15 protein-coding genes are annotated in these 13,445 nt (G+C 45.0%); 10 read left to right on the plus strand and 5 right to left on the minus strand.

Annotated features, from left to right (window positions below; translation table 11 throughout):
• The first annotated feature begins 354 nt into the window (after window positions 1-354).
• On the plus strand, window positions 355-1,065 hold the full coding sequence (locus ACO067_RS05435; protein ID WP_421871613.1) for a hypothetical protein: 711 nt from the start codon (window positions 355-357) through the stop codon (window positions 1,063-1,065).
• A 139-nt stretch (window positions 1,066-1,204) separates the two neighbouring features.
• Window positions 1,205-1,795: a glycohydrolase toxin TNT-related protein gene (locus tag ACO067_RS05440; protein ID WP_421871614.1), complete on the plus strand. Its 591-nt coding sequence runs from the start codon at window positions 1,205-1,207 to the stop codon at window positions 1,793-1,795.
• Window positions 1,796-1,914: 119 nt separating this feature from the next.
• On the opposite strand, the gene xylA is transcribed toward ACO067_RS05440, so the two are convergent.
• Together xylA and ACO067_RS05450 are read right to left on the minus strand one after the other, a co-directional pair.
• Entirely contained in the window at window positions 1,915-3,240 is a 1,326-nt protein-coding gene (gene xylA / locus ACO067_RS05445) for a xylose isomerase (protein ID WP_421871616.1), read from the minus strand.
• Window positions 3,241-3,242: 2 nt separating this feature from the next.
• Window positions 3,243-4,724 carry a xylulokinase gene (locus ACO067_RS05450; protein WP_421871618.1) on the minus strand — a complete coding sequence of 494 codons (1,482 nt, stop codon included), beginning with the start codon at window positions 4,722-4,724 and terminating at the stop codon, window positions 3,243-3,245.
• Between the two features lie 106 nt (window positions 4,725-4,830).
• On the opposite strand from ACO067_RS05450, the gene ACO067_RS05455 reads away from it, so the two are divergent.
• Complete coding sequence (locus ACO067_RS05455) at window positions 4,831-5,508, plus strand: NUDIX hydrolase (RefSeq protein ID WP_421871620.1); 678 nt, start codon at window positions 4,831-4,833, stop codon at window positions 5,506-5,508.
• A 14-nt stretch (window positions 5,509-5,522) separates the two neighbouring features.
• Here the strand turns inward: ACO067_RS05455 and ACO067_RS05460 are convergent, their stop codons facing one another.
• The 3 genes from ACO067_RS05460 to ACO067_RS05470 are packed head-to-tail and all read right to left on the minus strand — an operon-like array spanning window position 5,523 to window position 7,050.
• Entirely contained in the window at window positions 5,523-5,777 is a 255-nt protein-coding gene (locus ACO067_RS05460; RefSeq protein ID WP_421871622.1) for a Txe/YoeB family addiction module toxin, read from the minus strand.
• The gene (locus ACO067_RS05465) at window positions 5,778-6,029 is read right to left on the minus strand and encodes a type II toxin-antitoxin system Phd/YefM family antitoxin (RefSeq protein WP_421871624.1); all 252 of its coding nucleotides are present in this window, start codon (window positions 6,027-6,029) and stop codon (window positions 5,778-5,780) included.
• A gap of 52 nt (window positions 6,030-6,081) precedes the next feature.
• A complete protein-coding gene (locus ACO067_RS05470; protein ID WP_421871626.1) occupies window positions 6,082-7,050 on the minus strand; it encodes a Gfo/Idh/MocA family protein in 969 nt (322 codons plus the stop codon).
• A gap of 114 nt (window positions 7,051-7,164) precedes the next feature.
• On the opposite strand from ACO067_RS05470, the gene ACO067_RS05475 reads away from it, so the two are divergent.
• The 7 genes from ACO067_RS05475 (at window position 7,165) to ACO067_RS05505 (ending at window position 13,445) form a co-directional block, all read left to right on the plus strand.
• Window positions 7,165-7,479 (plus strand): ArsR/SmtB family transcription factor, encoded by a 315-nt coding sequence (locus ACO067_RS05475; protein ID WP_421878274.1) that lies wholly within the window; start codon window positions 7,165-7,167, stop codon window positions 7,477-7,479.
• 23 nt (window positions 7,480-7,502) lie between these two features.
• Window positions 7,503-7,916, plus strand: coding sequence for an SRPBCC family protein (locus ACO067_RS05480; RefSeq protein WP_421871628.1), 414 nt, complete (start codon window positions 7,503-7,505; stop codon window positions 7,914-7,916).
• A gap of 22 nt (window positions 7,917-7,938) precedes the next feature.
• Window positions 7,939-8,388 carry an SRPBCC family protein gene (locus tag ACO067_RS05485; RefSeq protein ID WP_421871630.1) on the plus strand — a complete coding sequence of 150 codons (450 nt, stop codon included), beginning with the start codon at window positions 7,939-7,941 and terminating at the stop codon, window positions 8,386-8,388.
• Complete coding sequence (locus tag ACO067_RS05490) at window positions 8,385-9,350, plus strand: SRPBCC domain-containing protein (RefSeq protein WP_421871632.1); 966 nt, start codon at window positions 8,385-8,387, stop codon at window positions 9,348-9,350. Before ACO067_RS05485 ends, ACO067_RS05490 begins: the two co-directional genes overlap by 4 nt.
• Window positions 9,351-9,494: 144 nt before the next feature.
• Window positions 9,495-12,119: an eCIS core domain-containing protein gene (locus ACO067_RS05495; protein ID WP_421871634.1), complete on the plus strand. Its 2,625-nt coding sequence runs from the start codon at window positions 9,495-9,497 to the stop codon at window positions 12,117-12,119.
• A gap of 121 nt (window positions 12,120-12,240) precedes the next feature.
• Window positions 12,241-12,540, plus strand: a complete 300-nt coding sequence (locus ACO067_RS05500) for a DUF1905 domain-containing protein (RefSeq protein WP_421871636.1) — start codon at window positions 12,241-12,243, stop codon at window positions 12,538-12,540.
• Window positions 12,541-12,635: 95 nt separating this feature from the next.
• The gene (locus tag ACO067_RS05505) at window positions 12,636-13,445 is read left to right on the plus strand and encodes a universal stress protein (RefSeq protein ID WP_421871638.1); all 810 of its coding nucleotides are present in this window, start codon (window positions 12,636-12,638) and stop codon (window positions 13,443-13,445) included.

Genomic DNA, 13,445 nt, shown 5'->3' on the forward strand with positions numbered 1-13,445 from the left:
TGGTTCATAGAACCACTATAGCTATAAATGCTTAGAACATGTCGTCTGTCTCGTGTGCAGGCGACAATCTTTTCATATATCAGAAACTGCTCAACGACCGATGATCACCAATCACCTATCCCAATCCTAACGGTAACGGTGGGGTGTTACTACCGCCTCTTTAAACTTCCAAAATGGTTTATAGTATTCTAAACTACCCACAACAAACACATCTATAAGCTAGCTAAGCTCCTTGTCTCACCTGCAGACGGGTTTGCAAAGGCTAGTGCGATAAGATACTTTTATAGTCCCGATAACTATCGGGATGAAAAGTCCAGCTTACGGATTTTAGGTTGTTATGAACGAACAGAGATCATGCTACAAATAAAGAATCTAAACACTTGCTTACATTTAGGTCTAATCGTAATGCTAATTGGATGTCAACAGACTGGAAATCAGAAGACAAACATATCTCAAGAAGCAGCGGAAGCAGAAGTAAGTATTCAAGACGCTCAAGCCTACTCATTAACCGCACAGGATTCTGCCTTTTTAAATTCATTGATAAAGGACTTAAATGGTATTGATAAATTTTTTGTAAAAAATTCATACAAAAGACTTCAAGTCATACTTGAAAAAAAAGACAATCAAAATACACCAAAGGTCCATGAAATACTTGAAAATGTTTCTACTAACGAGCCTGACTACTACATCGAGAAGTATATGCCAAAAAATGGCTACTTAGCTTACACACCGGGTCCTGTAGAAGTATTTATAGATATGGTTTATTGGAACGTCAGTGATGGTTCTCAACTTATTGCAACACAATTGACAGCAATGGGAGATCAACCAAGCATATCATTTGAAAAACATACAAGTGGTACATTTAAAAAAGTTGAGTCACTGATACCAGATGTGGCAACCCTTTCAGACAAACTTGTACCTGGTTACTCCCCAGACAATTCGGAGGAAGAGTTTGTTTTCAAACTCCCAATTGAGGGAAAAGATCTTCGGTTTTGTGTAGACGGAAGCGAAGACAACTGTCTTATTTTAGAGTGGAATGATGGAACTTTTGTTCTTAAGGAATAGCCAAATCATAACAGACTAAAATGACCCCATTAGGCGTGCACATGCGAACTGAGCCATCTGAAAGGACAATTCACAATGGAAACTTCAGTGCTTCTAGCAGCTTAGACTAAACTAAAGTATATCTAAATAGTCGAAAAAAGTGTTCAAAAATCTATTTAAAAGAAGTAAGCAAAAACCAGATTCAAAACTCCTAGCTCAGAAGGTTAATGACTCCACACTGAAAATGTTATTCAGTGATCTTTACATGCACTATTACGATGTTCATAGAAGTCCTGACCCAACAAATCCTGAATGGCAAAATCAGGGATGCTTTTTCTGGAAAGCAGATGAACCTTTTGAGCGCAAATCACTTCCTCCACATTTTACTGGACTTGATAAAAAGCACTTCACTGTAAATGACATTCCTTCTAATATTTCCGTTTCTGTAGGAACTGCCGCTCCATGGTTTGGAATGCCAGGTGGTGGTCAGAAATATTGCTTCAAAATGAATAATCAAGTCATCCCAATCTCTGATTTAATCAACAATGGGTCCATTTCATATATTGAGGAAATTGAGCTTTCTGATGATAATTTAAGCGTGTTACATGACAGAGACAATTACCTTCTACTGGTAAATCCAGAGAGTGTAAGATATGTTCAGGGTAATGATTCTTTTTATGTCAACGAGGAAAAAATGACTCTGGGACAAATCTTCACAGAAGGTTATATTAAGGTGATTAAGGCAAAATAAAAAACCCACAGCCTCGCGACCGTGGGTTTACCTTATGAAGAAAACTATCTTATTGGCTTACATGTAATTATTGAGAAACCCATGACAATAAATATCAGGATGTCAAGGCATCAAAAGACTTATTTAATGTAATTATTGATGATGTTCTCAAACAGCTCCTGCTTGCCGCTGGTCAGCTCGGTGTTGTCACCAAGCTTGGCTAGTTGCTCCAGAGTTAGCTTGCCATCTTCGAATGACTTGCCATCACCTGAGTCAAACGACGCATACCTATCTGCTTTCAACTTCGAGTAGTTGGAGTTCTTTAGGATGTCATCTGCAATCATTAGTGAACGAGCGAAGTTGTCCATCCCACCAATGTGTGCATGGAACAGATCGTCCAGATCTGTAGAGTTTCTGCGCAGCTTCGCATCGAAGTTGATACCGCCACCTTGCAGTCCGCCGTGCTCCAGAAAGATCATCATCATCTCGGTCAGCTCGTTGAGGTTGGTTGGGAACTGATCGGTATCCCAGCCGTTTTGGTAGTCGCCTCTGTTGGCATCCATACTACCCAGCAGTCCAGCACTTGCAGCCACTTCCATTTCATGCTGCATGGTGTGGTTGGCCAGCGTGGCGTGGTTCACCTCCAGGTTGATTTTAAAATCATCCATCAGGTTATACTCTCTCAAAAAGCCGATCACAGTCGCCGCATCAAAGTCGTACTGGTGCTTGGTCGGCTCTGCAGGTTTCGGCTCAATGAAGAAAGTACCCTTAAATCCTTGAGCTCGGGCATAATCCCGTGCCATGGTCAGGAACTGTGCCAGGTGATCTACCTCACGCTTCAAGTTGGTATTGAGCAGACTCATGTAGCCTTCTCTTCCGCCCCAGAACACATAGTTCTCACCGTTTAGCTTGATCGTCGCATCCAATGCACCTTTTAGTTGTCGGCCCGCACGAGCTACCACTTTAAAGTCCGGATTGGTAGACGCTCCGTTCATGTACTGTGGATTGGAAAACAGGTTGGCTGTACCCCAAAGCAACTTCACACCTGACTCAGCCATTTTCTCTTTCGCATAGTCCGTGATGAAGTCCAGTCGTTTCTGTGACTCATCCATGTTGTCAGCCTCATCGATCAGATCAAAATCGTGAAAACAGAAGAACGGTGCACCAATTTTGGTGATGAACTCAAACCCCGCATCCATTTTGTCCTTAGCGGCCTGGTATGGATCAGCACTGGTAGCCCAAGGCATGACACGGGTACCCGGACCAAATGGATCACCGCCGGTACCACAGAATGAATGCCAGTACGCCACAGCAAATCGGAAGTGCTCCTTCATGGTTTTGCCGGCCACTACTTTGTTTTCATCATAGAATTTGAAGGCGAACGGATTGTCCGACTCTCGTCCTTCGAACTGGATTTTCCCAATTCCTTTGAAATATTCTTTGTCTCCTAATACGATATTACTCATGACTATTTGTTTAAGATTTTTGCTAATTCGTTTTTCCAGCTTTGATAAGCCTGCTGGTAGTTGCCCTGCTGCGGCTCGTACACACGAAGGATGGTATCCCCAGCTACTGCCTCCGACAGTGTTTTATAATAACCCAATCCATAGGCCGCTCCACGCGCTGCTCCAATAGCGCCAGTTGTCTGCACCATTTCTATTGGCGCACCGGAAAGTGAAGCGATGGTGTTGCTGAATACCTGGGATTGAAAGAGGTTATCGTTGCCCACACGGAGTTTGTTGATGTCCATGTCCAATTCCTGCATTACTTCCATGCCGTACATGAAGGAAAAAGCAATGCCTTCCAGAGAAGCTCTGAAAAAGTGCTCTGGCTTGTGTCTGTTGAACTGAACTCCGAGCATGGATGCACCCAGGTCTTTGTTGGACAGCATGCGTTCGGCTCCATTGCCAAAAGGCAACACTTTCAACCCATCCGAACCGACTGCTACTTTGTTGGCCATTGCTTCCATGTCATCATAGTTGACATTGTCTTTGGCCAACATCTGGCGAATGTATCGGTACTGAATCCCTGAGCCATTAATGCATAGCAGTACACCTATTCGCGGATCTTCACTGGTATGGTTCACGTGCGCGAAGCTGTTGACTCGCGATTTGGGATCGAAAACAGGCGTTCCTTTCACTCCATACACTACACCGGAAGTACCGCCAGTCGCGGCGATTTCTCCGGGATTAAACACTCCAAGCGAAAGTGCATTGTTGGGCTGATCTCCAGCACGGTAAGCCACCTGAATTCCTTCTGGTAACCCTAATGCTTCCGCTGCCTGCGCAGTAAGTGCGCCTTGCTCCCCAAAAGTCGGAACGATCTGTGAAATCACCGACTCATCAAACCCACAAGCCTCCATGAGTGGTTTGGACAGCTCTTCGTTTTTAAAGTCCCAAAAGATTCCTTCTGAAAGTCCGGATACGGTAGTAGTGGGCAAGCCCGTCATACGCATGGCGACATAGTCACCTGGCAGCATGATTTTATATACTTTCTCAAAAAGCTCCGGCTCGTTATCCTTCACCCATTTCAGTTTGGAAGCCGTGAAGTTACCCGGCGCGTTGAGCATGTGCTCATTGCTTTTTACCTCACCGATCTGAGCCAGTAGTTCATCACCCGTTGTCACAGCGCGGCTATCGCACCAAATGATCGAAGGACGGAGGACCTTCAGGTCCTTGTCTACCATCACCAAGCCGTGCATTTGGTAGGAGATACCAATGCCTTTTACCTGTGACGCATCTACATTGGCACGAGCCAACACAGCTCGGGTAGACTGCAAGACGCACTCCCACCAGAGCTCAGGGTTTTGCTCAGCAAATCCAGGCTGTGGACTGCTGATGTCAAGTTCTGTCTCAGGAAAATGCGCCACCGCCAGTTGCCGGTTGGTCTCCCCATCAAGGAGGGCCGCCTTGATACTGGAGCTTCCTATGTCGTAACCAATAAAATACATTTTTAGCGTGTTGTTTTTCCAAATATAGAAACTTATAGTCATTATGACTATTACTTCGTGAATTTTATTTACTTTAGTATTGTGGAGAATTAACAAACGATAGATCGTGGAGCATCCTATTATGGACGACCTGTCCATAGACTGTGTGATTTTTGGTTTTACGGACGAGCTGAAGGTACTGCTGGTCAAACATGCGGAAGGCATCAGCAAGGGCAAATGGGCATTGCCTGGTGGCTGGATTACCTACGATGAGTCGTTGGATACCGCAGCAGATCGCATACTTAAATTACTTACTGGTGTAGATAACCTGTTTCTGGAGCAGCTGAAAGCCTTTGGGGCTGTGGACCGCTTTCCTGGTAAGCGCGTGGTGACGGTTGCCTATTATACGTTGATAAGAGATGCGGACTATGACCTGGTGGCGGGCTTTACCGCATCGGATGTGCAGTGGTTTTCTATCAATGAGCTACCAGAGCTACCCTATGACCATCGGGATATACTACAGTATGCCTGGGACCAACTCAAAATCAAGGTGAAGCAAGAACCGATTGGCTTCAATTTACTGCCCAAAAAATTCACTCTACTGCAATTGCAAAATCTGTACGAATCCATTTTACAGATCAAGCTGGATAAACCTAATTTCCGAAGAAAGATGCTGGGCATGAAGCTCCTGATTGACTGTGATGAAAAGCAGGACAATGTCTCCCACCGCGCAGCGAAACTTTTCCGATTTGACGAGGAAGTCTACCGGTCGCTGAAGGAGCACAAGTTTGTGCTGGATTGGTGAGACGGACGTCAAAATCAATAATGATTCCGGCATTGGGCAATGATCAGTCGGTCATTTTCCACTCTGTAAACCAAGCGGTGTTCCTGGGTAATCCTTCTGGACCACCAGCCTGACAAATCACCCTTTAGCCCTTCTGGTTTTCCGATTCCCTCAAAAGGTGTTCGCTGGCATTGCTTGATTAGTTCATTTACCCGCTTGAGCGTTTTCTTGTCATGGGATTGCCAATACAAATAATCTTCCCAGGCGTGGGTCAAAAAAACCGTCTCCATTTAATCTAGCAGTTCCCGGGGCGTACCTCCGCCCTGCTGATATTCCTCAAGCGACTCTTTCAGACGTTGTGCGTTTTTTGGACTACTCAATAAAAACAGCGTTTCCTGCATGCCTTCATAGTCTGACTTGCTCATCACCACTACATCTTCACCGTTCTGCTGGGTAACATATAAAGTGTCGCGTGATGAAATAACCTTTGACAGAAAAGACTTAAGATGCTGTCTGAAATTGGAGTATGATGTGATTTCCATAGTGTAAATCTATTAATAATTGTACAATAAGTCGTACAACTTTTCTCCTTTGTTACCTAAGAATTAAAAACCGCTCCATCACCTTACTCATTAGTTCCTGGAACTTAGCAGAATGGGGATGCGGCATGATGGCTGATTCCTTTTTACCATCCAGGATATCCTGACTGACTGCCCGCAGTTCATGATTGAAACCAATGCTTTCCCGATCATCATGAAAATAATCTACCTGTTCATCTCCCTTGTATAGATAAACTTCTGAAGCTTTCCAAAAAAATGGAATTCGGATAGTTGCTTCCGTACCAATCACAAAGAGGTTGTTGTGCAGTTTACTGCGGAAGGATGTTGCCAGGTTGGCGGTTTCGTCTCCATAATCAAACAAAATATTCACATCATCATCCACACCAGTACTTGCCTTGTGACACGTTACGTGAATTTCCTTCGGATCCTTTCTCAGAAATAGCCAGGCCATAGCAATGGGATAAATGCCCATATCCAAGAGTGCTCCACCTGCCAAATCGGGATTGTACATCCTACCCTTGGCATCAAAAGGAACCGCATACCCAAAGTCTGCTTTGACCTGCACCAGCTGACCAATTCTTCCATCACTCACCCATTCCTGGGCTTTTTGAATGGCCGGATGAAAATAGGTCCACATGCCCTCCATCAGGTAGCAGTCCTTTTCTTTAGCAAAAGCTCGCAACTCGTCAAACTGCTGAGGATTGATCGTAATGGGCTTTTCACAGAGAACTGCCTTACCATAAGCCAGTGCTTCTTTGCTATTTTCAAAATGAAAATTGTGTGGAGTGGCTACATAGATGGCCTCTACATTCGGGTCTTCGTACAGTTTTTGATAGCTGTCGTAAGCTTTTGGTATCCCATGTTTTTGAGCAAATGCATCGGCACTTTCCTGCGACCTGGAGGCCACTGCCACCAATTCCGCATTGTCTACATACTTAAAATCTGACGCAAACTCACCAGCTATGCGTCCGGTGCTAATGATTCCCCATTTGACTTTTTTCATAGAGTCAAAGAAAAGAAATCATCCTGCATCATTTAAAAATTCCCAGTTTTATTTGCGCAACCAAATTGTTGCATATATATTTGCAACCATATGGTAGCGAATAAATCAAAATCCATTCGAAGAGACGTTTTCCAGGCGATAGCAGACCCTACACGCCGTGCCATTATCTTTCTGCTGGCTGCAAGTGCTATGACACCTAATGCCATGGCAGAACACTTCAACACCAGTCGGCAGGCGGTGTCCAAGCACCTCAAAGTATTAGTAGAATGTGAGGTGGTAACACAGGAGCAGCAAGGCCGAGAAATCCACTACCACCTCAACAGCGACAAGATGAAAGAAATAGAAAAATGGCTGAAGCAATTCCGACAACTGATGGAAAACCGCTTCGATAACCTGGACCGGTATCTGGCCAATCTGAAAAAGAACTAATCAAAAGCAACAACTTTTTAACTATGAGCAATAAACTAACGATTCAAGCGACAGTAGCCGCTGACTCCCAAAAAGCATGGGACTATTACACTCAGCCAAAACACATCACTCAATGGAATTTTGCAGATCCCTCCTGGCACTGCCCTTCCGCATCTAATAACCTGCGTGTAGGTGGCAAATACACAGCCAGAATGGAAGCAAAGGATGGCAGCTTCGGCTTTGATTTTGAAGCAGTCTACAGCGCCATTGAGCCAGGTGAGTCATTTGCCTATACGCTAGGAGATGGTCGGCAAGTCTCAGTCACATTCGAGCAGCAAACCGAGCACACACTTGTAACAGTGGTATTCGATCCGGAGTCTGAAAACCCAATGGAAATGCAAAGAAATGGATGGCAGGCCATCCTGGATAATTATGCCAAATACACCGAGGCACACTAAACACCAATAGACCTCCAAGCAAATGGATATTAAAGACCGGCAAATTACTCTTGAGCGAACATTTGATGTATCACCAGAACTCATGTGGGAAGCATGGAGCCATCCAGAACACATCGCTCAATGGTGGGGTCCAACTGGATTCAGCACCACCATTCACAAAATGGACTTTCGGGAAGGAGGCGAATGGCTACTGACCATGCATGGGCCCGATGGTACCAACTATCCCAACCGTAGCGTCTTCAAAGAAATTGTCCCATTAAAAAGAATCAGTTACGAACACTACAATCCTGATTTTCTAGCTGAAGTGGAATTTCAATCAGATGACAATGGAACCACACTGATCTGGACGATGACCTTTAAAACTGCCGACTTGTTACAAGCGATCCTGAAAGCACACAACGCAGCAGAAGGTTTGAAACAAAATGGCGAAAGACTACAAAAATATCTCAACGAAAAACTCATTAAATCATGAATAAAGCACTATTAACGGACTTCACAGTAGACAAGTCCAACAATACCATCCACGTAAAGCGTGAATTCGATGCACCGCGTGATATCGTCTGGAAAGCCTGGACCACCGCCGAAATCCTCGATCAATGGTGGGCTCCCAAACCCTACAAATGCAACACCAAAACGATGGACTTTCGAGACGGAGGATTTTGGTTGTACAACATGGAAGGTCCTGAAGGAGATGTTCACTGGTGCAGAGCGGATTATTCCAATATCACGCCCGAAGAGGTGTTTGAGGTGGATGATGCCTTCTGCGATAGTGAGGGAGTCATCAATGAGGGGCATCCGGGATCTCATTGGGAAAACACCTTTTCTGATCATGAGGAAGACCGAACGCTGGTCGCCATTACTATCAGCTACAAAAGCCTCGAAGATTTAGAGAAAATCGTGGAGATGGGCTTTAAAGAAGGATTTAGTGCTGGATTGGACAATCTGGATCATTACATCAGCACGCAGTTTAAGCTCCAAAAAGAGAACAAAACGAGCAGTCGACCGGGTGTAGCTACTTACCTTAACTTTCCTGGAAATACCGAAGAAGTGTTCCTGTTTTACAAGAAGGTATTCGGAGGAGAGTTTACTGGCCGTGGACTTCAGCGCTTCGAGGATTTTAGTTTTCCGGGTCAGCCGCCTTTGGATGACTCCAATCGCAAGCTTATTATCCATGTAGAACTGACCATCATGGGCGGTCATCGACTCATGGCTACCGATGCGCCGGAGAGTATGGGCTTTAAAGTAACTCCTGGCAACAATATGCATATCCAATTAGAACCCGATAGCAAAGCTGAAGCTGACCGGCTGTTCAACGAACTTTCAGCAGGTGGTGAAGTGGAAATGGGCATGAAAGACATGTTTTGGGGTGCCTACTACGGAGCCTTTCAGGATAAGTACGGCATCAACTGGATGATCAATTATCAGCCGGTTTAATTCATTAGGTGTGACAAACGGTAATGGGGCTGCCATGGATCAAGCCCCGATGTTGTCACACCTCCTAATAGTTTAAGCGGGATTTATCTTTTTTTGCAGGTAACCTTTTCCATTTTCTGGTATGAATACTTATTCGAACCGAAAATGCCGACAGTAAACTCCCACACCAACAAAGAGCAGGTCTCTGGAAAGCATGCGGTGTCTTCGAGATTGTCATCTAATTTCAATTCCGATGGAACCCAACAGATGGTCAATAACAGGCCGGAAGCCATCGCACAGCTCAAACTAAAAAAGGTAGCAGACACCTACAGCTCCCGTCTGAGTCAAACGGTTCAGACAAAAAGCAACCACACTGGACTGCCGGACAATTTGAAAGCAGGCATAGAAAGTCTTTCCGGCTTTTCCATGGACGATGTGAAAGTTCACCGAAATTCAAGCAAACCGGCACAGCTCCAAGCAGCAGCTTATGCCCAGGGCACTCACATACACCTGGGGCCTGGTCAGGAAAAACACCTCCCACACGAAGCGTGGCATGTGGTGCAGCAGAAGCAAGGTCGGGTACAGCCGACAATGCAGCTAAAATCCAGTATTAACATAAATGATAGTCCCTCACTAGAGAATGAGGCCACAATGATGGGGACAAAAGCACTAACCACACCTCCAGGTGCCTATAGTGGATCAGGAACATCACTTCCAGACCAAGGGATTGTCCAGGGTATTTTTGTCAATGAGCAAAAGAGCCATCAAATCTCAATTCTGATCTATGAGAGTGTGCTTAAAGCCATTTCAGAAACTGGTGACCAACTATTGATCAGTCAGTTTAAAACTCAACATGTAAGTGGATCACCTATGACCATTTCGCTCTGGATCACTGATAACTGGCCTACCAACAAGTATAATCAACAACGTGAAAAAGCTCTAAAAGCCAGCACGCAAGACTTAGATCCAGTTCATGAAGATGATGGTAGTCATAAATCCCAGATCAAAGAGCATAGCCTCATAACCAATGCCACAGTACTATCAGAATTGATCAAGCAACCCGGTGCTTTTGAAGACAGGCAAGCCAGTAGCGGAGGTCCACGAATCATTGTCAGGTCCATACTGGGGTTTCTTACCTCTCCCATGGTAGCCAATGCAGCTTCGAACCATTTGCCAAATCAATGGGGACCCAAACCCAAGGCAATACTGAAGTGGAGCTTGATAGAAGGCGTAAATAGAATGCAGCAACTGCATGGGCCAGTAATGATTTATCCAGATACCAGGATCATTTTCCAGGCACTTCCGTCCGCTTCAGTCCAGAGTATAGCAAAGAATTTTGGCAACATGGGACAGCAAAGTCTGGGACAACAATGGCCCATTGTTTACAGCTTAATGAACTCTTTGAGCAGTGGCCCCTCTCAGCCATTGCTGCGACCAATGATGACGCTTCTAGTAAAAGATTTGCATACCAAAGACACCCATGTAGCCTACGTCATGGCATTATTGCACGCTATCAAGGTACAATACATCGCTGAAATCCATCACCAGCTACCTGCAATCATCGACCCGCTTACTCGCGGTAATCAGGATACCTGGGGCAAGGTCACAGGGATGGCGGGTGCTTCCAAGCTCTTGATGACCTTTCTACCCAAGGCAGAAGCCGAGTATCTGAGTCATTTGCATGATGCGCAGCTCGGCAACTCATGGAGTGGTCCATCGGTTCAAGCCAAAACACTATGGGAACAAATGGCAGTAGCGGGAAGAAACAAGCAAGTCTGGCATGGAATAGATGGCCATGAGGACATGCCGGATACCATGAATCTTACCGCTGTAAATGCTCTGGTACATCAGCATGCTTTTACTATCGCCATGCTTTATTTCTCGGCATTGAAAAACTCCGTTCGGCACCCAGGATCATTACCAAAAATCATGGTCTACCGCAGAGAGGACCACAGTCATGATACCAATCCTGGACACCTGGTCACCAGCCGGCAGTCACCTCGCCCCAGCAGAGCCAGTCTTGAGTCCTGGTCCTACGCCGGAATGACTAAAGGCACCGGTGAAAAATGGGCCACAACCCTGGGAGCACTACTGCCTATATCACAGGTACTACTCAGTTACATCCAAACAGATGAAAGTGGCCAGAATGCTATCCTGGGAATTGGAGAATCTGAGTTTTTTGCTGCAGCAAGCCATACAGAAATCCATGATTTGGGATACCTCGACAAACGCCTTGACGAATCACATGATGACATGCGAAAAACCATGAATATCGTTCGCATCAAACGATTTGTCGAAATGGGATTGGAGTCATTACAAGATCAAGAAAGGTCCATAAAGCAACTTGGATCGACCATTCAAGAAATAAAGTTGAAGTTTGAAGAATACAAACAACTACTAAGCCAGAAACCACAGACAGATCTTAAATACACTGAAGCTTCTAAAAAAGCTAATACAGAATTGCCAGTCCTCGAAAAAGAAATGGAAAAATGGATACAACAATTGGAAATAAATCGTAAAGAATTTGAAGAAATACGACAACAACTCGAACAGGCTATTGGTGGTCGCTTTGATGAACTTGCGAGGCTACTCAAACTACCCTCCAGCGGGAACTTATCCCAATTAGTCAAGAATGCATATGCATTGGCGCTTTCCCTGACCAATCGAATTGCCGATCTTAAAAAACCTGTGTTTAGTGCAAGTAGCCTGATGGCCTCACTTCAGCAAACCATGAAAAACATGCCAAAAGCTCCAGTAAACAATGATAGTGATGATGACTGGGATGAGTAATCCAGTTTTAACTGAACTTGAATGAAGGTAAAAGCAATCATCTTTTTTGTGACTGGAGATTGCACCGAAATACGACCAACTCTATCTTACACTTCCATTCATCACTCACATTTTAAAATTCATGCAGGCCAAAATCACCTACACCTTCTCCGCTGAAATCTGGCAATATGGCGCTCCAGGAGGTTGGTATTTCATATCACTTCCAGAGGACCTGGCTACAGAAATCAGGACGCATCTCAAATGGCAAGAGGAAGGTTGGGGTCGGCTCAAAGCAACCGCCAAAATCGGTGATACCACATGGGATACCGCCATTTGGTTTGATACCAAAAAGAACACCTACATCCTACCTCTCAAGGCACAAATACGCCAACAAGAAAAGCTGAAAACTGGTCAAAAGATCACGGCATTTATCTTCCTCTGAGCTGACATAACTCATCCAAAATGGCACTTTTTAGCCCATTTAAGGGTTTATGTTTGTAGGGTAATCCAAAGCCCCTTTAGTGAGCAACCTCAAAAATGAAAAAGCTAATTGTTGCATCGGACTTTTCTCGAGAAGCCAATCACGCCACTGAGTATGCGGCTCAACTGGCCGCTATGCAAGAAAGTGAATTGATCCTGTTCAACTTATACAAGCCCTCTATCCACGCCATGAATGCTCGAGCTTCCAGCACTTCATTTGACGAACTGGAGCACAGTAACCACCGGGAAGCAACAGCGGTGGCCTCCATCATCATGGAAAAATATGGAGTTATGATCACTCCGTATCATGCCACTGGCGACTTTTTCGAAGAAATAGTGCGATGCACTGAGGCCACATCAGCTGACCTCCTGGTCATGGGCATGGCGCCAAAATCGATCGAGCAGGAACTGCTGGGTAACACCACCACCTCTGCCATTCACAAGCTTTCTATTCCCATCCTGTCCGTACCGATAGACTCATCATTCAACGGAATTAACAAAATACTCTTTGCCTATGATGCAACACACGATCTACCTTCCAGAGCACTGGAAGCAACACACGACATAGCCGCTAACTTTGGTGCAGATGTAGAGATTTTCAATGTGAGCGAACAGGCTGAGCAGGTTTTTAATCAAGAAGACACACAAGTGATCGATGAAGTAATGGTAGATGTAACCTACTATTACAAGAATGTACGCTCCAGAGAAATAGTCAAAGCCATACGAGATGAAATGATGGATTCTGAGTCGGACCTGCTGGTAATGGCTCCACAAAAGCATGGCTTCTGGGATTCACTCACTCATCGCAGCAAAACCAGCATCATGGCCTCCGGCAAAACGATTCCATTGTTGTCCATACCCATGTAA

Source organism: Marinoscillum sp., from assembly GCF_965229915.1.
Lineage (GTDB): Bacteria > Bacteroidota > Bacteroidia > Cytophagales > Cyclobacteriaceae > Marinoscillum.

Coding starts and splice junctions, on each gene's coding strand:
- ACO067_RS05505 (WP_421871638.1), top strand. CDS start 12,636: ATGAAAAAGCTAATTGTTGCATCGGACTTTTCTCGAGAAGCCAATCAC.
- ACO067_RS05500 (WP_421871636.1), top strand. CDS start 12,241: ATGCAGGCCAAAATCACCTACACCTTCTCCGCTGAAATCTGGCAATAT.
- ACO067_RS05480 (WP_421871628.1), top strand. CDS start 7,503: ATGAGCAATAAACTAACGATTCAAGCGACAGTAGCCGCTGACTCCCAA.
- ACO067_RS05450 (WP_421871618.1), bottom strand. CDS start 4,724: ATGTATTTTATTGGTTACGACATAGGAAGCTCCAGTATCAAGGCGGCC.
- xylA (WP_421871616.1), bottom strand. CDS start 3,240: ATGAGTAATATCGTATTAGGAGACAAAGAATATTTCAAAGGAATTGGG.
- ACO067_RS05470 (WP_421871626.1), bottom strand. CDS start 7,050: ATGAAAAAAGTCAAATGGGGAATCATTAGCACCGGACGCATAGCTGGT.
- ACO067_RS05495 (WP_421871634.1), top strand. CDS start 9,495: ATGCCGACAGTAAACTCCCACACCAACAAAGAGCAGGTCTCTGGAAAG.
- ACO067_RS05465 (WP_421871624.1), bottom strand. CDS start 6,029: ATGGAAATCACATCATACTCCAATTTCAGACAGCATCTTAAGTCTTTT.
- ACO067_RS05485 (WP_421871630.1), top strand. CDS start 7,939: ATGGATATTAAAGACCGGCAAATTACTCTTGAGCGAACATTTGATGTA.
- ACO067_RS05460 (WP_421871622.1), bottom strand. CDS start 5,777: ATGGAGACGGTTTTTTTGACCCACGCCTGGGAAGATTATTTGTATTGG.
- ACO067_RS05435 (WP_421871613.1), top strand. CDS start 355: ATGCTACAAATAAAGAATCTAAACACTTGCTTACATTTAGGTCTAATC.
- ACO067_RS05490 (WP_421871632.1), top strand. CDS start 8,385: ATGAATAAAGCACTATTAACGGACTTCACAGTAGACAAGTCCAACAAT.